Below are 25470 nucleotides of genomic sequence, written 5' to 3'. Positions count from 1 at the left end.
CGCGCCCTCGATCGCGAGGCGTGTCCTATGTCTCAGTTTGGTCGGCCCGGGTTTGGCCGCCGCAATTCCGATAACCGCAACGCGGTCGCCACGTGCGCCTGGCCCAATGGCCCGCGCCGCGGCGTCCGACCGGACGACTGCGCGTACAAGATCAACCTATGGCAGGGGATAGCGTGAGAAATTCAATTGCAACCAGCCCGCGTCTGTGGATCGCGATCGCTCTGGCGGTCGGCCTCGCGGGTTGCGCCACTCGTCCGGCGCCGGATTTCGGCGGTCGCTGGAAGCCGGTGAACCGCTACGCCGAGGTTCCCGACGAGATTCCGCTGCACAAGTCCTACGTGTATTACCCGTCGCCGATGGACGGCACGCTCAAGAACATGCTCACCCGCTGGGCGAAGGACGCGAATCTGAAGCTGGATTACCAGCACTATTCCGACTTCACCCTGTTCCAGGGCGTGTCCCAGATCAACACCACCAGCCTGCCGGACGCGGTCTCGCAGCTCAACAACGCCTACGCGGGACACGGCGTGTCGATCAGCCGCGAAGGCGAGCAGATCGTGGTGCGGTCGGCAGGCTCGGCGGCTACGGCCGCGCCGGCGCCGTAACCGACGATCGCGGCAACGGCGGCAGGCCGGGCGCGCGCCCGGCTTTCCGCACAGCGCAAACCCAGGGGATGCAGCACAGATGTTCGGAAAGAACAAGAACGTTACTCCGCAGGTGGAGAACGCGGTCGCCAAGGCGGTCAATTACGAAGTCACCGTCGCGGATCTGGCGCGGCGCAGCGAGAAACGCGCATGGATCGTCGCCTTCACGGCGGTGATCATGTCGCTGATCCTCGCCGGCGGTTACTTCTACTTCCTCCCGCTCAAGGAGAAGGTGCCGTACCTGGTGATGGCCGACGCCTACACCGGCCAGGCCACGGTCGCGCGCCTGCGCGACGACTTCAGCAAGAACAGCATCACCGCCAACGAAGCGATCAACAAGAGCAACGTCTCGCACTTCGTGGCGGCGCGCGAGTCCTACGACTTCTCGCAGATCGGCGACCGCGACTGGGCGACGGTGTTCGCGATGGCCACGCCGTACGTGACCAAGACCTATTCGAACTTGTATTCGAACACCAACCCGCAGAACCCGATCACCCTGTTCGGCAAGACCCGCACGATCCGCGTGCGCATCCTCAGCATCCAGCTGCAGAATGTCGACGCCGAGGTCAAGGGCGCCACCGTCCGCTTCCAGCGCACGATCCTGAACAAGGACAGCGGCAACCAGGAACCGCTGGACAGCAAGATCGCGGCGATCGAATTCACCTACAAGTCCAACCTGAAGATGGACGACGCCAACCGCGTCCTCAATCCGCTGGGCTTCCAGGTCACCGCCTACCGCGTCGACAACGACTTCGCGCCGGCGCCGCCGCCGCCGCAGGAATATCCGGTCGGCGCCGCCGCGCCCGCCGCCGCCGCGCCGGCCGCGCAGCCGGCGATCAACCCGGCCACCGGCCAGCCGATGCCGGCCGCGGCTCCCGCGGGCGCGTACCCGCCGGGCACCGTGCCGCCGCAGCCGGGCGTGCCGCAACAGCCCGGCGTACCGCAACAGCCCGGCGTCGCGCCGGCGGCGTATCCGCCCGGCACCGTGCCGCAGCAGCCCGGCGTCGCGCCGGCCCCGAATCCCGCCTATCCGGCCGGCGCGCCGGCGGCACCTGCACCTGCACCGACCGGTACTGCGAATGGAGTCAGCACCCGATGAATTGCTTGCTTAAACAAAGCCTGGCCGCCCTGCTGCTGGCGGTCTCCGGTCTGGCCCTGCCTGCTTCGGCGCAGGTGGTGCAGGAATACGAATACGAAGCCAACCGCATCTATCAGGTGCGTACCGGCCTGGGCATCACCACCCAGATCGAGCTGAGCCCGAGCGAGAACATCCTCGACTACAGCACCGGCTTCACCAGCGGCTGGGAAATGAGCCGGCGCGACAACATCTTCTATCTGAAGCCGAAGAACGTCGACGTCGACACCAACATGATGATCCGGACGACGACGCACTCGTACATCCTGGAACTCAAGGTGGTGGCGACCGACTGGCGCGTGCTGGAGCAGGCCAAGCAGGCCGGCGTGCAGTACAAGATCAAGTTCGTGTACCCGAACGGCACCGAGTTCTCCGCGGCCAAGGAAAGCACCGCCGAGGCGACGACCGAGCTCAACACCACGCTCGACAAGAACCGGCTGTACAACTTCGACTACCAGTTCTCGAGCCGCAAGAAGCAGTCCTGGCTGGTGCCGACCAATGTCTACGACGATGGCCAGTTCACCTACATCAAGATCAACGCGCTGAAGGACCTGCCGACCGGCAACTTCCCGGCGGTGTTCGGTCGCGAGCGCGAGGGTAGCGAAGACTTCGTGGTCAACACCACGGTCGAGGGCAACACCATCATCGTGCACGGCACGTATCCCTACTTGATCATCCGTCACGGCAACAACGTCGTCGGTCTGCGCAGGAAGAAGCAGAAATGAGCCAGAACATGCCTCCGAATCAGCCGGGCCAGCCCGACAACGGCACTCCGCAGGATGGCGGCAGCAGCTACGGCTACGCCGGCGCCAATCCTTACTACGGCCAGCAGGGCGGCGCCGCCGCCGCGCCGGACCTGGACGCCAACGCGCCGCAGCTCAAGAACGCCGACGTCCAGCGCCTGAACCGCAAGGCGCTGCTGTTCCTCGCCGGCATCGTGCTGTTGCTGCTGGCGGTCGCGTTCTTCCTGCTCAAGAGCGCCACCGCGCCGGAAGACAAGCCCAAGAAGGTCGATGAGGAAGTCATCGACGTGCCGGCCGCGCCGCTGACCACCCAGCAGCAGCAACTGCCGCCGCTGCCGCCGGATCCGGTTCCGGTCGAGCCGATCCCGATGGCCGCGCCGCCGCAGCAGCAGCCGCAGGAGCAGCCGGAAAACCAGGGCGCGCCGGTCGAGCGCGGCCCCAGCCTGGTCGAGCGCCGCATGCTCGGCGAAAACCAGGGCGGAAGCGGCGGACAGAACTCGTCGGATCCGACCCAGCAGTACCTGGCGATGGTCGCGGCCCAGGGCCAGCCGGGCGGTGCGCAAGGCGGGCAGGGCGGCGCCGCGGTCGAACGCGAGACCATCACCTCGGCGCAGCCGCTGTACAACCCCGACACCCTGTTGCTGCGCGGCACCTACATCCGCTGCGTCATGGAAACCCGCATCATCACCGACGTGCCGGGCTTCACCTCGTGCGTGGTCACCGAGCCGATCTATTCGGTCAACGGCCGCCGCCTGCTGTTGCCGAAGGGTTCCAAGGTGTCCGGCCGTTACCAGAACACCAACACCGACAGCAAGCGCGTGTCGGTGATCTGGGACCGCATCACCACGCCGACCGGCCTGGACGTCAACATGGCCAGCCCGGGCATCGACAACCTCGGCGGCGCCGGCATCCCCGGCCAGTACGACGCGCACTGGGGCAGCCGCATCGCCTCGGCGCTGCTGATCAGCCTGATCAGCGACGCGTTCAAGTACGCGGCGGCGGAGAACGGTCCGGAGAGCACCACCGTGACCAACGGCGGCACCGTGATCACCCAGCCGTACGAAAGCAACACCGCCAAGTCGATGGAACGTCTGGCCAACCAGGCTCTGGACAAGAGCGTGAACCGTCAGGCCACCATCACCGTCAACCAGGGTTCTGTCGTGAACATCTACGTCGCCAAGGACGTGGACTTCTCGCCGGTCCTGCGTTGATAGGCAACAGAGCAATCACAGGCAATGGATTCGGATAATTCACCGATCGCGCAGGTTTCCAACGACTTCCTGGACTACCAGTACCAGGTGCTCGGCATCCTGGAGTACATGAGCTCCCCGGACGTCACGGAAATCTGCATCAACCGCCCCGGCGAGCTGTATCTGGAAACCCGGGCCGGTTGGCAGCGCCTGGAAGTGCCGAGCCTGACGTTCGAACGGGCTCGGCAGTTCTGCACCGCGGTGGTCAACGAGAGCAACACCGGCCAGCGCATCACCGATGCCGACCCGGTGGTCTCGTTGACCTTCCCGACCGGCCAGCGCGCGCAGTTCGTGATTCCGCCGGCCTGCGACGCAGGCAAGGTGTCGATCACCATCCGTCTGCCGTCCAAGCACAGCAAGACCCTGCAGCAGTATCAGGAAGACGGTTTCTTCGAGCAGATCCTGGAATCGGCGGCGGCGATCACCGACCACGACAAGGAACTGCTGGAAATCCGCGCCCAGCGCAACTACGCCGAATTCTTCAAGAAAGCGGTGCAGTACAAGAAGAACATCGTCGTCGCCGGCGCCACCGGCAGCGGCAAGACCACCTTCATGAAATCGCTGGTCGGCCACATTCCCGACTACGAGCGCCTGGTCACCATCGAGGACGCCCGCGAGCTGTTCATCACTCAGCCCAATGTCGTGCACTTGCTCTACTCGAAAGGTGGACAAAGCACGAGCAACATCACGGCGAAGAGTTGTATGGAAGCCTGCCTGCGCATGAAGCCGGACCGCATCATCCTGGCCGAGTTGCGCGGCGACGAATCGTTCTACTTCATCCGCAACTGCGCGTCCGGTCATCCAGGTTCCATCACCAGCTGCCATGCTGGCAGCACGGCGCAGACCTGGGACCAGCTGTCGCTGATGGTGAAGGCGTCGGCCGAGGGGTCCGGCCTGGAGTTCGCGGTGATCAAGCGGCTGCTGATGCTGACGATCGACATCGTCGTCCACATCAAGGCGCACGCGGGGCAGCGCTTCATCACCGGCATCGACTTCAGCCCGGAACGCCAGCTGGCCGCGAACTGAGACGTACGTTCGGTCGGGTGTCGTTGACAAAGCTGGCTGCAAAGTGAATGATAACGTCGGCGACTTGGGTTCGCAGCCTCGGCGCTATCCATCTTTATAATGGACGGGGAGTGACGCCAAGGTTGGCGGACGGGGGGGAGCTAAGGAATGTTGCCCGGGATTGAACTTACAAATTGCACGGGCTTGGCGGTTCCGCACGAGGTGATGCATCACGTCGTTCGCGTGGAATCGTCTTTCAACCCTTACGCCATCGGCGTGGTCGGCGGTCGCCTCGTGCGCCAGCCCAAGACCCTGTCCGAGGCGGTCGCGACCGTGCGCATGCTCGAGCGCCGCGGCTACAACTTCTCCATCGGCGTCGCCCAGGTCAATCGCTACAACCTCGGCAAGTACGGCCTGGACTCCTACGAGAAAGCCTTCGACGTCTGCCCGAACCTGCAGGCCGGCTCGCGCATCCTGGCCGAGTGCTACCAGCGCTCGCAGGACTGGGGCAAATCCTTCAGCTGCTACTACTCCGGCAACTTCGTCACCGGTTTCCGCCACGGCTACGTGCAGAAGATCTACGCCTCGATGCGCAACGGCCAGGCCGGCGCTACCGAGATGGGCGCGATCGCCGTGATCGACAATCCCAAGGCCGGCGGCGCCGCTCCGGCCGGATACGCGCAGGGCCGCCGCACCGCGGTCGCCCGCACCGAGTCGGTGGTCGCCGCGCGCGTGCGCGAACCCGACACGGCGGCGACCCAGGCCGCGCTGTCCGCCGCCGCGCTGGCGGCTCCCGCGCCGCTGGCTGCAGGCATGCCGGCGCTGGCCGCGGTCCAGCCCATGCCGGTTTCCCAAGTCGTTCCCGCCCAGGTCCAGATCGGGCCCGGCGCGGCTGCGGCCCTGCCGCAGGCGCAGCAACCGGTCAGCGTTTCGCTGATGCACGCGCCGCCGGCCGCGGTCGGCCGCGCGCCGGCCAAGCCGCCTTCGCAAGGCGACCAGGCTCTCGTTTTCTAGCAAGGACAGCGGCCTTCGCCGGCCATGGATTCGCAGGACCTTTCGCCAGATCCTCAGCAACCGATTCGCTTCACTTAAGCAACCAGCTCCATACAACTCGAACCGCTTTCTCCACCGACCGCGTCACCTACGTTCCAAGCTCGATTTCGCCCACAACGAACAGAAGGGATATCTCATGAATTCCAACATCTACCTCAAGAATTTCGTGTCCGCGTTTCTGATGGCCACCGCCTTCGTCGTTCTGCTGATGCTGCCGGAAATCAGCTTCGCCCAGACCGATGCGGCCGGCGCCAAGAAGAGCGTGTCCGACTTCATGAACAACTTGAACGCGCTGCTCAACATCATCTCGATCGCCGTCGTCACCATCGCGGTGATCTTCGCCGGCTACGGCATCGCCTTCGCCCACAAGCGCCTGTCCGACGTGCTGCCGATCCTGCTCGGCGCGTTCTTCATCGGCGGCGCCGCCCAGCTGGCCAAGATGATCGTTCCGAAGACCGTCGGTTCGGACACCAGCGCGATGGTGACCGCGATCCTGCAGAACTATGCATAAGAACGTGCTGTTCCGGGGTTGTACCCGTCCGGCGATGTTCCTGGGCGTTCCGTACGTACCCTTCACGTTCGGAGCGGGCGCTTGCCTGCTCCTGGCGTTCTATGTCGATATTTTCTGCATCGTGACGCTGCCGATCGTGATCTACGTGATGCGCCAGATGGCGCGCCGCGACGAGATGATCTTCCGTCTGATGGGCCTGCGCATGCAGGTCCGCCTGCGGATGAAGAATCTGCAGCAGCACCAGGGTATGTGGGTGTTCACGCCCAACTACTATCGCAGTCCGAGCGACAAGAAACGCTGAAACTGACCGCAGCCGCCGTGCGTTCCGCGCACGGCGGCTGCACCCGGTAAAGGCCCCGGTCGCCAAGGGCCGGTCCCGGCCGCGGTTGCCGATCGTTCCCACTACACGGAAGCGCCAGACCCTTCATGTTCACGCCCGATACTCCCATCAGCGAATTCATTCCGCTGTCCACGCATGTGGCGCCCACCGTGATCAAGACCACCGGCGGCGATTTCATGCTGGTGTGGCGCCTGGGCGGCCTGCCGTTCGTCGGCCGCGAGGAATGGGAGCTCGAGCACCGCCACAACACCTTCAACCGGCTGCTGCAGACCCTGCGCGCGCCGGACTTCACCAACGTGGCGTTCTGGGTGCACGACGTGCGCCGCCGCCGCCGCATCAACACCGAAAACAAGTTCGACCAGGTCTTCAACCAGGGCCTGTCGGACGGGTACTACGCCTCGCTCTCGTCGCAGAAGCTGATGCAGAACGAGCTGTACCTGACCATGCTGTACCGGCCGGTGGTCGGCAGCAAACGTTTCGTCGAGAAATCCGCGAGCGCCCAGGTGCTGCAGGAACAGCAGGACCAGGCGGTCGCCAAGCTGCTGGAGCTGGCCGGCAACGTCGAGGCGGTGATCAAGGACTACGCGCCTTACCGCCTGGGCATGTACGAGGCCAAGAACGGCATCGTCTTCTCCGAAACCCTGGAATTCTTCGGCTACCTGCTCAACCGCCTGGAAGAGCCGGTGCCTGTGCTCAACGCGCCGGTGTACAACTACCTGCCGGTGAGCCGCCTGACCTTCTCGGCCAAGACCGGCGACTTCGTGGTGACCACGCCGACCGGCGCGAACCACTTCGGCGCCATGTTGAACATCAAGGAATACGCCGAAGGCACATTCCCCGGCATCCTCAACGGCCTGAAGTACCTCGACTTCGAATACGTCGTCACCCATTCCTTCAGCCCGATGGGCCGCCACGACGCGCTCAAGGTGCTCGACCGCACCAAGGGCATGATGGTGTCCTCCGGCGACAAGGCGGTCAGCCAGATCGTCGAGCTGGACTACGCGATGGACCAGCTCGCCTCGGGCAACTTCGTGCTCGGCGAGTACCACTTCACCTTCACCATCTACGCCGACAGCCAGGAAAAGCTCGCCGCGCAGGTCGCCACCGCGCGCGCGGAACTGTCCAACGGCGGTTTCGTCTCGGCCAAGGAGGACATGGCGATCGCCGCGTCCTTCTATTCCCAGTTCCCGGGCAACTGGAAGTACCGCACCCGTCTGGCCAGCGTCAGCTCGCTGAACTTCCTCGGCCTGTCGCCGCTGCACAACTTCGCGACCGGCAAGCAGCACAACAATCCGTGGGGCGACAGCGTCACCACGCTGCAGACCACCAACGGCCAGCCGTACTACTTCAACTTCCACGCCACCCATCCGGCCGAAAACTCGCTCGGCGAGAAGGCGATCGCCAACACGATGGTGATCGGCAAGTCCGGTACCGGCAAGACCGCGCTGATCAACTTCCTGCTCAGCCAGGTGCAGAAGCTCAAGCCGACGCCGACGATCTTCTTCTTCGACAAGGACCGCGGCGCCGAGATCTTCGTGCGCGCCTGCGGCGGCAACTACCTGGCGCTGGACAACGGCCAGCCGACCGGGTTCAACCCGTTCCAATGCGAGAGCAACGAGACCAACGTCCAGTTCCTCTCCGATCTGATCAAGGTGCTGGCCAACAAGCCGCAGTATTCGGCGCGCGAAGAGGAGGACATCTTCCGCGCGGTCGAGAACATCCTCGACACGCCGATGCACCTGCGCAGCATGACCAACTTCCAGAAGAGCCTGCCCAACATGGGCGACGACGGCCTCTACGCGCGCCTGCGCAAGTGGACCGCCGGCAACTCGCTGGGCTGGGTGTTCGACAATCCGGTGGACACGATCAACCTGGAGAAGGCGAACATCATCGGGTTCGACTACACCGATGTCATCGATAACGTCGAAGTCCGCGTCCCGGTCGTCAACTATTTGCTGCACCGTCTGGAGCAATTGATCGACGGCCGCCCGCTAATCTACGTCATGGACGAGTTCTGGAAGATCCTGGACGGCGGCGGGGCGCTGAAGGAGTTCGCCAAGAACAAGCAGAAGACCATCCGTAAGCAGAACGGCCTGGGCATTTTCGCCACGCAGAGCCCGGAGGATGCGCTCGCCAGCGACATCTCCGCCTCGCTGATCGAACAGACCGCGACGCTGATCCTGCTGCCGAACCCGAACGCCAGCCGCGAGGACTACATCGAAGGCCTCAAGCTGACCGATGCGGAGTACGAAGTGGTCAAGAGCCTGGACGAGCGCTCGCGCTGCTTCCTGGTCAAGCAGGGCCACGCGGCGACGGTCTGCCAGCTCAACCTGCGCGGCATGGACGACGCCCTGGCGGTCATCTCGGCGTCGACCGACAACATCGAAATCATGCACCGCGTCCTGGCCCGGGCCGCCGAGAAGAACGGCGTCAAAGAGGACGACCTGACCCCGGAGCAGTGGCTGGCCGACTTCTACGCCAACCGCAAGGGCTCGGGCAAGGGCAAGACGGCCGAGCCCGAGGCGCGCACGGCGCGGGCCTGACCCGAACCGGGCCGCGGCCCCGTTACAAGCGAAAGGATTGGCTGTATCGCAGTACCGCCACCGGCTCGGCAGCCGGCGGCGGCCCCTCAAGGAGAGTCGAACGATGCACTTCAAATCATCTTCCGGGTCCCTGTTGTGCGCGCTGCTGCTTGGCGTGGGCGCGATGTTCGTTCCGCGCCCGGCGCAAGCGGTGTGCACGTTCAACTACTACTGGTGGACGTTCATCGGCGCCTGCATGACCCAGCCCACCCAGATCCTGAACAAGGCCGAGTGGGTGTCCAGCTACACCCAGGACGTGTCCAAGTACAAGAACTGGATCGACCAGGTGCAGAAGAACAAGGAGCGCTTCGAGCAGCTCAACCCGGGCAATTTCAACCTGGGCGAGCTGACCGGCACTCGGGTCAAGATCGCAGAGCTCAAGGAACGTCCGGTCAGCGACGGCGTGGATGCGGTGTGCGGCGACAAGGGCCGCAGCAAGGTCGCCGATGAGCAGTACAACATCTGCAAGGCCAAGCAGGAGCTGATCAACCGTCGCTACAACCTGATGGTGAAGATGTTCAAGGACGCGGACGCGCGCGACCAGAAGATCGCCGACATCCGCTCCAATCGCGGCGGCATCGTCGGCGCCAAGGATTCCGGGCGCCTGTCCGCCAACACCAACACCTCGATGCAGATGAAGGCGAGCACCGTCAACGACGGTCAGAACTATCTGCAGACGATGGAGCTGTACACCTCGATGATCGAGGCGCTGGACTACGAAATGGCGAGGAGCGCCAACAAGGCGCTGCTGAACGAGGGCGCGAACCAGAAGGGCCCGTTCGGCTTGCCGCCGATCGCGGGCAAGGTGGTGCAGGGCGTAGCGCTCAAGGCCGGGCTGTCGCTGGCTCAGTCCCGGGACCTGTGACGCAGGACGATACCGGATTGCCGTCTTTCAATTTCAAGGAAACCGAATCATGAAGCAGACCGCCTCTTCCTCGTTCCACTCCCTGGCCATGGCTGTCGCCCTCGTCGTCACCGCCGGCATCGCGCTGGCGCCGGCGCCGGCGCGCGCGCAGTGGGCGACCGAGTTCACCCAGGGCATGAACTACGCCAAGCTGCTGCAGTCGGCCAAGACCCTGTCCGACCAGTACACCAAGCTCAAGGATCAGCTGACCACGCTGCAGAAGCAGTACGACCAGCTCAATCCGGGCAACTTCAACCTCGGCTCGATCACCGGTTTCCGCGACGACAATCCGAACTTCAAGGAGCGTCCGGTCACCGAAGGCATCGAAGCCTGCGAGAAGGGCCGCAGCAGCGTCGGCGGCGAGCAATTGGCGATCTGCCAGAAGACCGTGCAGATCCGCAACCTGCGCTTCAACGCGATGGTCAAGATGCTCAAGGACGTCAAGAGCCGCGACGACCAGATCAAGAAGCTCATGGACCAGCGCAAGAGCCTCACCGGCGCGCAGGACAAGGGCAAGCTCGACGCCAACACCAACGACATCGCCCGTCTGCAGGCGCAGATGGAGAACGATATCCAGAACGGCAAGTACACCCTGGATACCTACACCGCGATCCTCAACACCTTGAACGACGACATGGTCGCCATGGCCAAGCGCGCGCTGACCAACGAGGGCGCGAACCAGAAGGGCCCGTTCGGCCTGCCGCCGATCGCCGGCAAGGTGGTGCAGGGCGTGGCGCTGAAGGGCGCGCTGTCGATCGCCGGCAGCCGCGACCTCTGACTCGTATCGCCGTCGCGGGGAGCGGCGGCGGACGATGCAACGACCTAGAAGCGGTGGGCCGCCGGCCCGCCGATGGAGACGGAAAGACGTATGGATATCCACACTGTATCGCTGGGGACCGGTTCGCTGCTGGACTGGCTGGACCTGCACGTGCAGCTGCAAAACATGGAGTTCTTCAGCCTCATCAAAGACCATGTCGACAAGATGATCATGAAGTTCCAGGGCGCGCTGCTTAAGCGTGTCGCCCAGGTCATCGGCGCCGTGGTGGCGTCGGTGGTGACCATCTGGATCATCATCCAGGGCTTCCGCATCGTCACCGGCCAGTCGCGCGAGCCGATGATGGGGCTGGTGGTGAGTTCGCTGAAGTCGGTCCTGATCGTGGGTATCGCGGTGACCGCGGCGACCACCGCGAGCTCGAACTACCACACCCTGACCGACGGCCTGAGCGGCGTGGTCCGCAATGTCGTGACCGGGCGCACGGACGACGGTCCCTACGAGGACATGGACAAGGTCCTTGGCATCCTGCAGGCGGGTCTCGACCTCGTCGGCTCGGTCAAGGTCGGCGACGACCCGATGGTCAACGACACCAAGAACCGCGCCATGACCATGATCGGCGTGGGCCTCGGCGGCCCGGTCATCATGGCGATGATCGCGATGCTGCTGAACAAGATCGCTATGGCTCTGTTCATCGGGCTCGGGCCATTCTTCATCCTGTGCTTGTTGTTCGAACAAACCAAAGCGCTGTTCCAACGATGGTTGTTCTATGGCATCGCCACGATGATGTCGATGGCGGTACTGATCGTGATGACGACGATCTCGATCGACCTGGTATTGGCGGTGGGTGGCGCGTTCTGGGCGACGGACCTGTTGGGATTAACCAACAGCAACGAAAGCATGATGAGCCTTGCGTTGCAGCAGGGTGGGTTGGGTACGATCCTGTCGGCGTTGATCGTGACGGCACCGCCGATGGCGGGTGCGTTCTTCAACGGCGTGTTGGGTAGCTTCAATCCGTACAACTCGTTCCAAGGTGAGGCGGGCGCGTTCGGTAAGGCGGCTGAAAGGCAGCAAGCGCGGTCGACTTCCTACACCCCGACCTATACCCCGCCGCAACAAGCGCCGGGTCAGCCGGGAGGGCCGGGTTCGGCGAACAAGCTCGGATAAGGCGTTCTTCAAGGAGACCTGAATCATGCGGAGTGGCAATCGTTGGCTTGGTTCGCTTGTTTTGCTCGCTGCGGCGCTCTTCATGGGCAATGCAAGCGCCGAGCAGGGATGTGGCGATGGCTACATTCCCACCACGACGCCTGAAGGAGTCCGGTGCATGCCGATTCCCGGCTTGTATCAGACCCCCGCGGAAACTCCGGCGGCCCCAATGGGGCCGAGATGGGCGACTCAGTGGGGCGCTATCGCAGTAGATAGCGCTTCCGGCAAAACCGGTGTGGTTGGCAGCATGTCGTCCCGGAAGAAAGCCGAGAAAGGTGCGATCGCCCAATGCAAGAGCAAGGGCGGCAGCGACTGCCAAGTGAAGATTTCCTACGGAAATCAGTGTGGCGTCATTGCTTGGGGTAACAACAAGATCGCTACCGCCAGCGCCGGCAGCATCGAAGAGGCCTCGGATCAGGCGCTTGGAATATGCAGACGAGAAGCCGGAACCGAGTGCGAGATCTTCTTTTCTGACTGCAGCTTGCCCAAACGGATCTGACAAGGAATTGCGAGAGTCCGCAATCTGTGTGAGTTCGGTTTCTTGAGTGTGTTCTGATTTCGGCGCCCCACTTGGGGCGCCGAAATCGTTTATGGGATGCACGTGCTGTGTTTTATATCGGTTATCTGCATCCAATATGAATAACGAACGTCATTCGCTCAGGCTCAGCGAGCGTTGCCGCACTTGAGTTGGAGGATGAAGTCATGGGAAAGCTCGGCAACAGGTTCTGTGCGTTTGCTTTTCTGCTCCTCGTGTCGTTCGCGGGCGAAGGGAGCGCTGAGCAGGGGTGTGGCGACGGTTATGTGCCGACAACCACTCCGACTGGCGTCCAGTGCATGCCGATTCCCGGTTTGTATCGTTCTGGCGCGGGCCCGGAGCCCGCGGAATCGACGGTCTACGACGGCTACGGCGCCTTCGCCTTCGACGCAAAAGGCCTAAAGGTCGGCGTCAGCGACCCGGACGAACTGATCGGCAGCGAATGGCGGGCGAAGCGCTCGGCGATCAAGAGCTGCAAGAGCAACGGCGGCAACGACTGCAAGGTCATCGCGGTGTTCAAGAACGAGTGCGCGGTCAGCATGATCGGCGCCGTCGACAGCAGCGGCGGCGATGTCACGGTCTACATCGGTAAAGGCGCGACGATATCGGAAGCCAAGGACGATGCGCAGAAGCGCTGCGAGGGCAGCGGTTCGCCGATGTGCGAGGCGGCGTATGCCGACTGTGTCGAGCGTTGGCGTCAGTGAGGGAGGGCTTCCAGAAGCCGCTGTTTGCCGCGTGCAGGGAGGCCTGAGTCATGCGGCGCGCCAATCGGAGTTTCTGTACGCTGGTTTCGCTTGTGGCTGCGCTTGCTGCGGGATCTGCGAGCGCCGAGCAAGGTTGCCCGGACGGTTCCACTCCGAATCCATTGATGGGCGGCACGCCGGGTCAGAACCAATGCGTGCCGATCCCGGGGCTGTCGCGGCCGCAGGGCGGCGTTTCTCCGGTTAATGCGGGGCCGCAGGTCCGATGGGCGAGCCGTTGTGGCGCCATCGTCGTCGACAGCGACTCGGGCAAGACCGGTGTGGCCGGCAGCATGTCCACGCGCAAGAAGGCCGAAAATGGCGCGGTCGCGCAATGCAAGGGCAAAGGCGGTCGCGATTGCCAGGTGAAAATTTCTTACGCCAATCAGTGCGGCGTCATTGCGTGGGGGAACTATCGAATGGCGACCGCCAACGCCCCGACTCTCGAAGAGGCATCGAGCCAGGCTCTGACGCAGTGCGAGCAGGCGTCAGGCGTCGTGTGCGAGGTGTTCTTTTCGGATTGCAGCTTTCCCGAAAGAATCTGATGAGCTCACAAAGGGCCATCAACGGTCCTGGATGTAAGACCAAGAGATTCGCAACGGGGCTTGGCAAGCCCCTACACGCAACTGTGATACAACACCCCCACCGCACGCGCCGCCCGCCGGCGAGGTCCGCATGAAGTTTTCGCCCCAATGCGCATTGATGCTCGCCGTGGCCCTGATGGTAGGCTGTAAGCCTGCTTCGGCCCCGACGTCCGCCCAGACTTCGACGGCCGCCGCGCCGGCGGCTCCGGCGGCCGCTGCGGCGGCGCAAGCTGAGCAAGGAAAGCAGGAGATGAGCCCGCTGCAAGGTCTGCTGGATGTGTTCGCCGCTCAGGGCGGCGCGACGTGGTCGGCGTTCGAGAAGATCGCCGGCACGCAGTGGCGCGATCCGGCGCCGCAGGACAATCCCGATTCGACATCGCCCGAAGACGCGCGTTACCGCTCCGGTACGCTGCTGCTGAGCGGTTTCGGCATGGTCGAGGTGCCCGACGGCAAGGCCGGGGCCGAGGCGGGCACCCGCCAAGCCAACGAAGGCGAGGTCGGGGCGACGCTGAACGGGGATGCCGAACGCGTGCATTCGCTGGTGCTGCTCAAGTTCTACGCCAACGAGAACTACCAGGAAGTCCTGCAGCGTCAGTTCGGGCCGGGCGTGACGGTGCGGCCCATCGCCGGGCAGTGCGAGCTGGACTACGGCACCACGGCCGAAAACACCCAGGGCAATCAATTTTTCGAACTGCGCTTGACAGATGCGAAAATCGTGTATGCTGAAGGCTCTGTGGATGACGGCGGCAATCAAGGTCCCGGCACCACGACTTATCAGTTCACCCTAACCAAGCCGGCGCAGAAGATCGCGTCGATGCGTTGCAAGGAGTTCTGAAGCCTCTGACGGAGGCTTGCGGCACCCGGTCCCGGAAAGGACCACACACAACTTAACGATCCAGTCTATCCATACAGGAACAGCATCATGGCTGATAGACGTGAGAAGGCAGCGGCCACTGCCCACGAGTACCACCAGGGTACGATCGCGAGCTTGGACGACGCGATGACCCGGCGATTGGTTGCTTCTACGGTCATGACCGAGAGCAACGGCGGTGATCTGGCCATCACCAACAAGCAAGGCTATGTCGGTCGCTACCAGGCGGGAGCCGGTTGGCTCGCCGACGCCGGCTATGTCGACAAAGACAAGCTCAACGCCGCGATGAAACGCGACGGCTACGACCCTGCCACCGTGCGCGGCGCGGAGTGGAAGTGGGCGAGCGCCGGCGGCATGACCCGCTTCCTCGACGACAAGTCCAACTGGAACCAGGGCATGAGCCTGGACCAGTACAAGGGCTCGGCCGAGTTGCAGGACAAGGCCTTCAAGATCAACAGCGACAAGGCCTATCGCCAGGCCGTCAAAGACGGCGTGCTGAACGAGGATTCCAAGCCCGAACTGGTGGCCGGCTTCCTTAAGGCGCGGCATATCGCCGGTTACGGCGGGGCCAAGGCCGCGGTCACCGGCGGACGCGCGATCCGCGACGCCAACGGCACCAGCAATTACGACTACCTGCACGACATCACCCGCGATCGCGACGGATTGAACGCTTACATGAAGCGCGATCCGAAGACGCTGTCGCGCGGCGACGATACCCAGCCGGCGCATCCGGCACGCGCTGCGGCGAACGCGCCGGCGATGGCCGACGGCCTGCTCAAGCACGGCGAGCGCGGCGCGGAAGTGCGGGCGATGCAGGAAACCTTGAACAAGCTCGGTTACCGCGACTCGCAAGGGCATCCGCTGCGCGCCGACGGCGACTACGGCGATCGCACCGGCGAATCGCTGCGCAATTTCCAGCGCACCCACGGGCTCAAGGACGACGGCGTCGCCGGCCCCAAGACGCTCGAAGCGCTCAAGCAGGCGGCGCAGACGCCGCTGCTGTCCAATCCCGCCCATCCCGATCACGGCCTGTACAAGGGCGCGGTCGAGGGCCTGGAAAAGCTCGGCCCGAACGCGTTCAAGAATCGCGACGAGCTCGAGCGCACCGCCGGCACGCTGGCCTATGAAGCCAAGATCGGCGGCTTCAAGCAGATCGACCACATCGTCCCCACCGCGAACGGCGCAGGCCTGTTCGCGGTGCAGGGCGGCTTGAGCGATCCCGGCCATCAGCGCATCCACGTCGACAAGCAGCAGGCGGCGAACCAGCCGCTGGAGCAGTCGACCCTTCAGGCCAAGCTCGACGCCCCGCAGGCGTCGCCCAGCCAGGACGCACAAAGAAACCGAACCCAGGGCCTCTGAGCCGTAGCGGCGCGCTCGCGTCCGGATCTTTGCGATCCGCACGCGCGATGCGTCGCCACGGCGGCGGCCGCCTGGAGGGAGGACCGTGCGCGGCGTTCGGCTGCGCAGTGCGAGCTCCGGTCACGGCCGACGCGATCAGCGACTCGAACCGACGATTCGATCGGACTGCGGGCGATGGCGCCCGCACGCACGGCCGCCGAACCGTCGACCCGTTCCACCGCGCGGCGCCGCTTGCGGCAACGCGCACCGAGGTAGGGGATGGTGCGTCCGTCGTTCCGATCGGCGGGCGCACCATCCAGGCTTCGGCGACATCGCAACGCGCTCGGAATCGAATGGTTTTGGCCGCAGCGGCTTCATCGCGATCGGCGCCTTCGCAGCGAGCAACGCGGCTTCAACCGCAGCACCACCGCAGCACCGCAACCGTCTTTCAACCGCAATCCGGAACCGGCCGATGACTCTCCAACGCAACGCTCCGTCGATCCTCGCCGCCGTGCTGTCGCTCGCGCTCGCCGCGTGCGGCCAGCAGCAGGCCGGCGCGCCATCGTCCCCCGTGGCGCAGCCCGACGCTTCGGCCGGCTCGGCCGGTTCCGAACCTTCCGCCGCCGCGCCCGCGGCGCCCGCCGCCCCCAGCCAGCAGTCCGCCCCGATGAGCACCGAAATCCCGCAAGGCTTTTCCTCCTACGCGTCCGAGTCGATCGGCGACAACCAGCGCTGCATCGCCGGCGCCGCCACCGACGAGGACGGCATGAACCAGCGTCCGGTCGCCTATCTCGCGCACGCGTCCGACAAGCCGATCTGGGTGCGCGTGCTGGACCTGCCCAGCGACACCTACCAGAGCCGCGCGACCCATTGCCTGCGCCAGGGCGACGCGCTGTACGTGCTGCTGCAGTCCGACACCCAGCCCGAGCAGTCGCTTTCGCAGACGCTGCTGCGCGTGGTCAAGCTCAACCTCGCCGACGGCGCGGTCCAGGCCGGCGCCGACGTGGTCGTGCCGGGCGCCAAGGGCGCGTATTCGGCGCTGGTTGACGAGGGCGCCAAGAACTTGCGCTGGGACAACGGCGTGGTCGTGTCCGGCCACAGCTTCCAGCTCGACGCGCCCGACCAGCGCAGCGATTTCACCGCCACGCTCAAGCCCGACCTGAGCCGCTGAGCGCAATCCCAACCCTGGGCGACGGCCGCGCCGCGCCTGTGTTTTCAGACAAGGAGTTAGATCATGGGTAAGAAGGAAGAATTCATCGCCGACCTGTATCCGGCCGCGGTGCGCGTGTCCAAGCAGACCGGCATGTCGGCCGAGTTGATCCTGGCCCAGGCCGCGCTGGAAACCGGCTGGGGCGAGAAGGTCCTGCCGGGCACCAACAACATCTTCAACATCAAGGACAGCAAGGGCTGGGACGGCCCGACCAAGACCTTCAACGTGTGGGAGATCGAAGGCGGCAAGAAGGTCTGGAAGGACCAGGATTTCCGCGTCTACGGTTCGATGGACGAAGCGCTCGCCGACCGGGTCAAGTTCCTCAAGGAAAACGGCCGCTACACCAAAGCCGGCCTGTTCGAGGAAGGCACCCTGGGCAACCTGGAGAAGGAAGCCAAGGCGCTGCAGAAGGCCGGTTACGCGACCGACCCGCATTACGCCGAGCAACTGGCCAAGGTGTTCAACGGCCCGACCATGCGTCGCGGCATCGCCCTGGCCGAAGGCCGCGGCGCGCCGGAGCTGCCCGAGCACAAGCCCGGCGAGCACAAGCCGACGGCGCCGGCCAAGCCGGCCGACGCGATGGCCGACGGCCGCCTGCGCCAGGGCGAAGAAGGCCCGGCGGTGAAGGCGATGCAGGAGCGCTTGAACGAACTCGGCTTCCGCGACGCCAAGGGCCAGCCGCTGAAGCCCGACGGCGATTTCGGCGCCGCGACCAAGCACGCCCTGCAGCAGGCGCAGCGCGCCTACGGCCTCGACGACGACGGCGTCGCCGGTCCGAAGACCCTCGACGCGCTGAAGAAGGCGCCGCCGGAAAAGGGCGCGCTGCTGTCGGATCCGGCCAACCGCGACAACGGCATGTACAAGCAGGCGGTCGAAGGGCTGGAGAAGCTCGGCCCGAACGCGTTCGGCAGCCGCCAGGAACTCGAGCGCGCCGCCGGCACGTTGACCTACGAGGCGCGCGTGAGCGGCTTGAACAGCATCGACAAGGTCGTGCTGAACGCCAACGGCACCGGCCTGTTCGCGGTGCAGGGCGATCCGAGCAATCCGGCGTCGCACCGCGTCCACGCCGACAAGGCGCAGGCCGCGAGCGTGCCGCTGGAGCAGACCAGCCAGCAGCTCAAGCAGGACGTGCCGGACAAGGCCGCGCCGGCGCAGGACGCGCAGTCGCAGGAGCGCGCGCCCAAGACCATGACGGCTTGAGCGTAAGCGCGAAGGAGTAAGACGCGCGCCGCGGGGAGGCGGCGCGCGCAACAGCAGGGACGAAGGCGTCGACCGGTGCGGCCGCGACGTCGGCGCAGGATGCGCCGCCATGGACGGCCGCAGGACGCGGAGTCGGGAAGGCCAGCGCAGGGACGGGCACGGTCGGGGAGAGCGACCGGGCCAGGGACGGCGCGATGAGGGAGCGTCGCGACAGCGGCGCCATCCGGACGCAGGGGCCAGGGACGGCCCGGCGGATTGGATGAATCAGGGATGGCCAGGGACGCAGGCTGCAGGGATGCACGCACCAAGGACGGATGCGCCAGGGACGGATTCAGCAGGGACGAGTTGAACAGGAAGGGATTCAGCAGGAACGGACTCAACAGAAATGGATGCGACACGGATGCGCGAACCAAGGACGGTCGGGCAGGGATGGATGAGCCAGGGACGGCTGGAAACGATGCGGACGGCGTGCGGCCGTGCGCAGACGCACGAGCGGCTTGCTGCGACAGTGCGCGTACGCAGTTCGAACGAGGAAAAGACCGTGATGAACCTGAAAAACACCCGTTGGACCGCTGGCTTGCTGCTGGGCGCGCTGATCGCGCTGAGCGGTTGCGACGTCGCGTCCAACAGCCAGCCGGCCGCGGCCGCCGCCGAACAGGCCGCGCCGGAAAAGGCCGCGCCCGCCGCCGCGGCGACGCCGGCGACCGCTTGCCCGTCGCAGGATTTCGATGCGTTCCTGGCCGCGTTCGCCGACGACGTCGAAGTGCAGCGCGCTTTCACCGAGCGCCCGCTGCGCAGCGAAACCGTCGACGCCAACGCCGATCCCGAACCCAAGCCGGTGACCGCGATGCTCGACGGCGACGCGATCAAGTTTCCGCTGATGGCCAGCCGCGCCAAACAGCAGGCCGACGGACTGGTGCTGAGCCAGACCGAACTCAACGGCGACAAGCAGGTGCTGCTGGCCAAGCCGGACACCGATTACCAGCTCTCGTTCTTCTTCCGCAAAGGCGAGTGCTGGACCTTGTACCGCATGCGCGACGACTCGCTGTAACGATCGATCCAACGGCCCGCGCTTGCGCGACCGGTCTTAAATCCAGGAGCCGACATGTCCTACCAAGACGTCATGAACACCATCCTGCCGCCGCAGCAGGGACGCTCGCCGCACATCACCGGGCATTACGGCGAACACCGCGGCAACGGCCCGCACGGCGGTTCGGATTTCAATTACGTCGGCGGACAGGCCGGCGTGAACCTGACCCACCCGACGATCCATTCGCCGGTCGCGGGCACGGTCGAATTCGTCGGCGGCCGTTACGGCACCGTCACCATCGTCGACGGCGAAGGCAACCGCCATCAGCTGCTGCACACGCAGAGCCAGTCGGTGGTGGTCGGCCAGCGGGTCGAGCCCGGCACGCCGATCGGCACGATGGGCGGGCGCGGCCCCAACGGCGAAGCGCAATACGCCCAGCACGTGCATTACCAGATGAAGGACGCGCACGGGAACAACCTCAACCCCGAGGCGTTCTGGAACCAGCGCGAACACGGCGGCCGCACCGCCGCCGCTCCCGCTGCCGCGGGCGCCGACGGCGTACTGCGCCAGGGCGAGCGCGGGCCGGAAGTGCGCGCGCTGCAGGAAACGCTCAACCGCCTGGGCTATCGCGACGACCAGGGCCGCCCGCTCGCGGCCGACGGCGACTTCGGCGAGCGCAGCCGCCAGGCGGTGGCGCGCTTCCAGCGCGAGAACGGCCTGCACGAGGACGGCGTCGCCGGCCGCGACACCCTCGGCGCGCTGCGCAACGCCGCGCCGCGCCGCGACGGCGACGGCGACGAGCGCGCGTTGATCTCCAACCCGAACCACCCCGACAACGGCATGTACAAGCAGGCGCTGGCCGGGCTCGAGCGGCTCGGCCCCGAAGCCGGCTTCCGCACCGCGCAGGACCGCGAGAACGCCGCCGCGGCGCTGACCTACGAGGCGCGCGTCAGCGGCCTGGGCCGGATCGACCACGTCGTGCAGAACGTCAACGGCACCGGCGTGTTCGCGGTGCAGGGCGGCCTGAACGACCCGGCCCATCACCGCGTCTACGCCGACAAGCAGCAGGCGATGAATCAAAGCGTCGAGCAGTCCAGCCAGCGTCTGGCCCAGGACGCGCCCGCGCAGCAGCAGGGCCAGCAACAGGCCCAGACCCAGCAGCAACAGCAGCAGCCTCCGCGCATGACGATGGGCTGAGGCTGAGGCGAGACCCGGCTGCGGCCGGGCGCCGCGACGCAGGATGCGTCGCGGCGGCACCGCAAGCGGGCGTCGGCCGGCACGGAGGCCGCGACGGCGCCGCAGTTCGATCGGTACCGGCCGTCGCGCCGTCGGTGGAGGCGGCGGCCGGCGCCGATCGAGGAACCCCGCAGGCCAGGGACGGCATCGAAGTCTCTGCGGGGTTCGCGACATGGAGGTCCCGGCTTCGTCCGCGAGGGCGGGGCAGGCACGGCAGGCTCGATCGCTAGGGAGATCGAGCCTGCCGCTGCCGCTTGCCTGCGCGGGTTCCGGTTCGACCGGGCCGGCCGCAGGGCGTAGGCTGCCGTGGTGCGGCGGCCAAGGATCGCGACCGGACCCGCTCCGGCGAGGAGACGACGATGAGTTCGCAATCGCAGGACCAAACCCTGCGGGTCGGCACCCAGGCCGATTCGCAAACCCTCGACGAAGTGCGTCGGGGCCAGCAGCGCAATCTGCTCAGCAGCCCCAGCAACGCCCAGCACGAGCAGTTCGCGCACGTGCGCGTGTGCCTGGACCGCAACGACGCCGCGCGCCAGTTCAGCCCCGGCGAACGCGACAACCTGGCCGGCGCCTTGCTGCTGGAAGCCACCCGCGAGCGTCAGCGCGTCGACGGTGTGGCCTTCAGCCAGGACGGCAAGCGCGCGTTCGCGGTCGAGGGCGACAACGACTCGCCGTCGCGGCGCCTGTGCCACGTCCAGACCGAGCAGGCGGCGCAGCAATCGCTGCAGCGCAGCAGCGAACAGCTGGCGCAACTGGTGCGCGAGCAGGACGTGCGCGAACAGCAGCGCCAGACCGAACGCGAGCGCGAGAACCAGCGCGAGCGCCAGAACCCCGAACGCGACGACGCGCAGAAGCAGCCGTCCGCCGCGGCGCGCGCGCTGACCCGCGAACGCGACTGAGCGCGCCGTCCGGCGCGCGGGCCCAGGAGGACCGAATGAGCAACAGCACGGCCGAATACCGCCACACCGTCCAGACCAAGGGCAAGTTCCACATCGTCGCGCTGACCCGCGACCCCGAGTTCGACCAGCAGGACGTCTACGCCTACGCGGTGATGACCTCCGCCGGGGTCAAGCTGCGTCAGGAACTGACCCTGGGCGACGCCCAGAAGTGGATGGACGACGAGATCATCAAGGAATTGTTGTCCAACGGCAGCCTTTCGCCGGATATGATGGCCCAATCGCGCCCGGCGGAGCGTTCCGGGCTCCGGGCAGGCCGGAAGCGACGCTGACCGACAGCGGGTTCGGGGATCAAGCAGGAAGTAAAACGTGAAAGGGAAGGCGATTGGCGCCGTCGTGGCGCTGCTGGTGACCGCGGTCGCGGGTTTGTATCTGTCCGGCTATCTGACGCTGATGCTGCTCAAGCTCAGCGCGCCGCTGAGCTGGGACACCTATCTGCTGTATCTCAAGTCGATCGACCTGCCGCAGGTCAAGCCGTACGAGACCAAGATCAAGGTCGGCGGCATGCTCGGCTTCGGCTTCCCGGCGATCCTGTACCTGGGCCTGCTGTACCTGCTGTTCATGCCCAAGAAGCAGTCGATGCACGGCGACGCGCGCTTCGCCAACGGCGGCGACCTGGACAAGAAGGACATGTTCAAGTCGACCCCGACCTCGATCGTGGTCGGCAAGTACAACGGCAAGCTGGTCCAGCTCAGCGGCCAGCAGTTCGTGATCCTCGCCGCGCCGACCCGTTCCGGCAAGGGCGTCGGCATCGTCATCCCGAACCTGTTGAACTACCAGGGTTCGATGGTGGTGCTGGACATCAAGCAGGAAAACTTCGACCTCACCAGCGGCTGGCGCGCGGGGCAGGGACAGGAGATCTACCTGTTCAACCCCTTCGCCGAAGACCGCCGCACCCACCGCTGGAACCCGCTGACCTACGTGTCGGCCGACCCGGCGTTCCGCGTGTCCGACCTGATGAGCATCGCCGCGATGCTGTATCCGGACGGCTCGGACGACCAGAAGTTCTGGATCAGCCAGGCGCGCAACGCGTTCATGGCCTTCACCCTGTACCTGTTCGAAGCCTACGACGACGCGCAGAAGGTCGGCTTCCCGTTCGCCGCGGTGCCGACCATCGGCGCGGTGTACCGGCTGTCGTCCGGCGACGGCAAGAGCGAGCTCAAGCCGTTCCTCAAGGGCCTGTCGGAGCGTCCGTTCCTCAGCGCCAACGCGCGTTCGGCGTTCGCCAACATGCTGTCGCAGGCCGACGAGACCTTCGCCTCGATCCTGGGCACGTTCAAGGAACCGCTGAACCCCTGGATCAACCCGGTGCTCGACGCGGCGACCTCGACCGACGACTTCCTGCTGACCGACCTGCGCAAGAAGAAGATGACGATCTACGTCGGCATCCAGCCGAACAAGCTGGCCGAGAGCCGGCTGATCGTGAACCTGTTCTTCAGCCAGATCATCAACCTCAACACCCGCGAGCTGCCGCAGAACAACAAGGAACTGAAACACCAGTGCCTGTTGCTGATGGACGAGTTCACCTCGATCGGCAAGGTCGACATCATCGCTTCGGCGGTGTCGTACATGGCCGGCTACAACATCCGCCTGCTGCCGATCATCCAGAGCATGTCGCAGCTCGACGCGACCTACGGCAAGGACGTCTCGCGCACCATCATCACCAACCACGCGCTGCAGATCATCTACGCGCCGCGCGAGCAGCAGGACGCCAACGACTATTCCGAGATGCTCGGCTACACCACGGTGCGCAAGACCAACGTCACCCGCGGCAAGGAAGTCTCGCGCAGCGAATCCGAGGAGCGCCGCGCGCTGATGCTGCCGCAGGAACTCAAGGCGATGGGCTTCGACACCGAGGTGGTGCTGTACGAAGGCATCCCGCATCCGGTGAAGTGCGACAAGATCAAGTATTACCAGGACAAGATGTTCACCCAGCGGCTGCTGCCGAAGGTGACCGTGCCGATGCTCGACATCAAGGTCGGTTGAGCGCGGCGGCAGGACCGAGCGTGCGCCGCCGGGGATTCCGGCGGCGTTTTCGTTTGCGGCGCGGGCCTTGCGATGCGCTCGGTTGCGGCGTCCCGGCGAAAACCGGATCGCCGGCGCTGGATGGCCTCTCGCCGACCTCAATCAGACACGAGCCATGACCCAACAGTGGTGCGACGAAGTCCTGTTCGAAGGCGTCGGCTGCGACCTGATCGCCTGGGCCGGCGGGGAGTTGTTCGATCCGCGCGCTCACGGCCTCGACCCGGTCAGCAACTGCACCGCGCTCAATCGCGGCTGGCTTGCGTTCTACCGCGTCGATGCGCGGCTGTGGCTCGACGGGTTGATGCTCGACCACGCCGTGTCCGCGCCGTCGGCGAAAAAGCCGCGCTTCGGGCCGGGACCCGCGATCAACGGCGTATCGCCGCGACGCGATCCCGACTGGGGTTTCGGCAGCTGTTATTCGCAACTCGCGTTGCCGCTGGACTTCGGCGGCGGCCTGTTGATCGGCGCCGGCGACGCCTGCGAGCGTCCCGGGCGCGGCGCGCCGCCGGGCTGGCACTATCTGCGCCTGCTCGAGCTGGTATTCGCCGACGGCCATCTGATCGAGGCGGTCGATCATTCCGCCATCGCTGCGGCCTTGCGCGAGCGCGACCGGCTGCGCGGCGATGCCGGTCGGGTCATGGCGTATCCGGCCGCGGAAGACTGGCGTAAGGCGTTTGCTTATGACTACGGGTTCTGCGATTGAGCCGCCGCCGCCGGCGTTTTTCGACCCGCGCCGCGCTCCAGGCCCGCGGCGGCGGGGCATAATGCCGACAGCACGCACGTCCGGCCGACTCTCATGAACGATCTGCGCATCACCCTGATCCAAGGCGCCACCCGCTGGCACGACCCCGCCGGCAATCGCGATTACTACGGCGAGCTGATCGGTCAGGCGCAAGGCATCACCGACCTGGTGCTGCTGCCGGAAACCTTCACCAGCGGCTTCAGCAACGACGCGATCGGCAACGCCGAAACGATGGAAGGCCCGACCGTGGCCTGGATCCGCGAACAAGCCGCCCGGCTCGGCGCCGCGGTCTGCGGCAGCGTGCAGCTGCGCACCGACGACGGCGTGTTCAACCGGCTGCTGTTCGCCACGCCCGACGGCGGGTTGCGCACCTACGACAAGCGCCATCTGTTCCGCTACGCCAAGGAACACGAACGCTACGCCGCCGGCCGCGAGCGCCTGACCGTGGAATGGAAGGGCTGGCGGATTTGCCCGCAGGTCTGCTACGACCTGCGTTTCCCGGTGTTCTCGCGCAACCGCTACGACGTCGAGCGCCCCGGCGCGCTGGACTACGACCTGCTGCTGTACGTCGCCAACTGGCCGTCGGCGCGCGCCTATCCGTGGAAGACCCTGCTGCGCGCGCGCGCGATCGAGAATCTTTGTTACGTCGCCGGCCTCAACCGCGTCGGCAGCGACGGCAACGGCCTGCATTATTCCGGCGACAGCGCGGTGATCGATTTCCTCGGCCAGCCGATCAGCGAATGCACCGACGAGGAAGTGGTGGTCACCACGACCTTGCAGGCGGCCGAACTGGCCGCGCATCGCGAGCGTTTTCCGGCGATGCTCGACGGCGACGCGTTCGACCTGCGCTGAGCGCGG

The 25470-nt window shown here is 65.6% G+C and carries 26 protein-coding genes; all 26 read left to right on the top strand.

The genetic code is table 11. The annotated features are described in order from the left end of the window. Window positions 1-158: 158 nt before the first annotated feature. Window positions 159-605: a hypothetical protein gene (locus JHW38_RS05120; RefSeq protein ID WP_207524935.1), complete on the top strand. Its 447-nt coding sequence runs from the start codon at window positions 159-161 to the stop codon at window positions 603-605. A 79-nt stretch (window positions 606-684) separates the two neighbouring features. After that, a complete protein-coding gene (locus JHW38_RS05115; protein WP_207524934.1) occupies window positions 685-1743 on the top strand; it encodes a virB8 family protein in 1059 nt (352 codons plus the stop codon). Further along, window positions 1740-2504 (top strand): TrbG/VirB9 family P-type conjugative transfer protein, encoded by a 765-nt coding sequence (locus JHW38_RS05110; protein WP_207524933.1) that lies wholly within the window; start codon window positions 1740-1742, stop codon window positions 2502-2504. Before JHW38_RS05115 ends, JHW38_RS05110 begins: the two co-directional genes overlap by 4 nt. After that, window positions 2501-3733 (top strand): TrbI/VirB10 family protein, encoded by a 1233-nt coding sequence (locus JHW38_RS05105; protein ID WP_207524932.1) that lies wholly within the window; start codon window positions 2501-2503, stop codon window positions 3731-3733. Before JHW38_RS05110 ends, JHW38_RS05105 begins: the two co-directional genes overlap by 4 nt. A gap of 24 nt (window positions 3734-3757) precedes the next feature. Beyond that, entirely contained in the window at window positions 3758-4798 is a 1041-nt protein-coding gene (virB11, locus tag JHW38_RS05100; protein ID WP_207524931.1) for a P-type DNA transfer ATPase VirB11, read from the top strand. 147 nt (window positions 4799-4945) lie between these two features. Continuing rightward, a complete protein-coding gene (locus JHW38_RS25755; RefSeq protein ID WP_428995288.1) occupies window positions 4946-5791 on the top strand; it encodes a lytic transglycosylase domain-containing protein in 846 nt (281 codons plus the stop codon). A 175-nt stretch (window positions 5792-5966) separates the two neighbouring features. After that, complete coding sequence (locus JHW38_RS05090) at window positions 5967-6341, top strand: TrbC/VirB2 family protein (protein ID WP_207524930.1); 375 nt, start codon at window positions 5967-5969, stop codon at window positions 6339-6341. After that, window positions 6334-6642 (top strand): type IV secretion system protein VirB3, encoded by a 309-nt coding sequence (locus JHW38_RS05085; protein WP_207524929.1) that lies wholly within the window; start codon window positions 6334-6336, stop codon window positions 6640-6642. Before JHW38_RS05090 ends, JHW38_RS05085 begins: the two co-directional genes overlap by 8 nt. 125 nt (window positions 6643-6767) lie before the next feature. Then, complete coding sequence (locus tag JHW38_RS05080) at window positions 6768-9224, top strand: VirB4 family type IV secretion/conjugal transfer ATPase (protein WP_207524928.1); 2457 nt, start codon at window positions 6768-6770, stop codon at window positions 9222-9224. Between the two features lie 103 nt (window positions 9225-9327). Next, on the top strand, window positions 9328-10128 hold the full coding sequence (locus JHW38_RS05075) for a hypothetical protein (protein WP_207524927.1): 801 nt from the start codon (window positions 9328-9330) through the stop codon (window positions 10126-10128). Window positions 10129-10177: 49 nt separating this feature from the next. Beyond that, the gene (locus tag JHW38_RS05070) at window positions 10178-10945 is read left to right on the top strand and encodes a hypothetical protein (protein WP_207524926.1); all 768 of its coding nucleotides are present in this window, start codon (window positions 10178-10180) and stop codon (window positions 10943-10945) included. Window positions 10946-11035: 90 nt separating this feature from the next. Continuing rightward, entirely contained in the window at window positions 11036-12106 is a 1071-nt protein-coding gene (locus tag JHW38_RS05065; RefSeq protein ID WP_207524925.1) for a type IV secretion system protein, read from the top strand. A 25-nt stretch (window positions 12107-12131) separates the two neighbouring features. Next, window positions 12132-12644, top strand: a complete 513-nt coding sequence (locus JHW38_RS05060; protein WP_207524924.1) for a DUF4189 domain-containing protein — start codon at window positions 12132-12134, stop codon at window positions 12642-12644. A gap of 203 nt (window positions 12645-12847) precedes the next feature. Further along, the gene (locus JHW38_RS05055; protein WP_207524923.1) at window positions 12848-13384 is read left to right on the top strand and encodes a DUF4189 domain-containing protein; all 537 of its coding nucleotides are present in this window, start codon (window positions 12848-12850) and stop codon (window positions 13382-13384) included. A 50-nt stretch (window positions 13385-13434) separates the two neighbouring features. Next, entirely contained in the window at window positions 13435-13965 is a 531-nt protein-coding gene (locus tag JHW38_RS05050) for a DUF4189 domain-containing protein (RefSeq protein ID WP_207524922.1), read from the top strand. 130 nt (window positions 13966-14095) lie between these two features. After that, entirely contained in the window at window positions 14096-14839 is a 744-nt protein-coding gene (locus JHW38_RS05045) for a hypothetical protein (RefSeq protein WP_207524921.1), read from the top strand. A gap of 87 nt (window positions 14840-14926) precedes the next feature. Further along, window positions 14927-16234: a peptidoglycan-binding domain-containing protein gene (locus JHW38_RS05040; RefSeq protein ID WP_242691213.1), complete on the top strand. Its 1308-nt coding sequence runs from the start codon at window positions 14927-14929 to the stop codon at window positions 16232-16234. A gap of 451 nt (window positions 16235-16685) precedes the next feature. After that, complete coding sequence (locus JHW38_RS05035) at window positions 16686-17384, top strand: hypothetical protein (RefSeq protein ID WP_207524920.1); 699 nt, start codon at window positions 16686-16688, stop codon at window positions 17382-17384. A gap of 63 nt (window positions 17385-17447) precedes the next feature. Beyond that, window positions 17448-18623: an XVIPCD domain-containing protein gene (locus JHW38_RS05030; RefSeq protein ID WP_207524919.1), complete on the top strand. Its 1176-nt coding sequence runs from the start codon at window positions 17448-17450 to the stop codon at window positions 18621-18623. Window positions 18624-19167: 544 nt separating this feature from the next. Then, window positions 19168-19674 (top strand): hypothetical protein, encoded by a 507-nt coding sequence (locus JHW38_RS05025; RefSeq protein WP_207524918.1) that lies wholly within the window; start codon window positions 19168-19170, stop codon window positions 19672-19674. Between the two features lie 54 nt (window positions 19675-19728). Beyond that, the gene (locus tag JHW38_RS05020) at window positions 19729-20850 is read left to right on the top strand and encodes an XVIPCD domain-containing protein (RefSeq protein ID WP_207524917.1); all 1122 of its coding nucleotides are present in this window, start codon (window positions 19729-19731) and stop codon (window positions 20848-20850) included. Window positions 20851-21248: 398 nt separating this feature from the next. Then, complete coding sequence (locus tag JHW38_RS05015; RefSeq protein ID WP_207524916.1) at window positions 21249-21788, top strand: XVIPCD domain-containing protein; 540 nt, start codon at window positions 21249-21251, stop codon at window positions 21786-21788. A gap of 35 nt (window positions 21789-21823) precedes the next feature. Continuing rightward, on the top strand, window positions 21824-22117 hold the full coding sequence (locus JHW38_RS05010; RefSeq protein ID WP_207524915.1) for a hypothetical protein: 294 nt from the start codon (window positions 21824-21826) through the stop codon (window positions 22115-22117). Window positions 22118-22154: 37 nt separating this feature from the next. Further along, window positions 22155-23831, top strand: a complete 1677-nt coding sequence (locus JHW38_RS05005; protein WP_242691211.1) for a type IV secretory system conjugative DNA transfer family protein — start codon at window positions 22155-22157, stop codon at window positions 23829-23831. 154 nt (window positions 23832-23985) lie between these two features. Further along, window positions 23986-24573, top strand: coding sequence for a hypothetical protein (locus JHW38_RS05000; RefSeq protein ID WP_207524914.1), 588 nt, complete (start codon window positions 23986-23988; stop codon window positions 24571-24573). A 93-nt stretch (window positions 24574-24666) separates the two neighbouring features. Beyond that, window positions 24667-25464: an amidohydrolase gene (locus JHW38_RS04995; protein WP_207524913.1), complete on the top strand. Its 798-nt coding sequence runs from the start codon at window positions 24667-24669 to the stop codon at window positions 25462-25464. Window positions 25465-25470 lie beyond the last annotated feature (6 nt).

Origin of the sequence: Lysobacter enzymogenes, from assembly GCF_017355525.1 — a bacterium.
Classification (GTDB): Bacteria; Pseudomonadota; Gammaproteobacteria; order Xanthomonadales; family Xanthomonadaceae; genus Lysobacter; species Lysobacter enzymogenes_C.
Note: the sequence above shows the minus strand (reverse complement) of the source record. Positions and strands in the feature narration are given on the sequence as shown.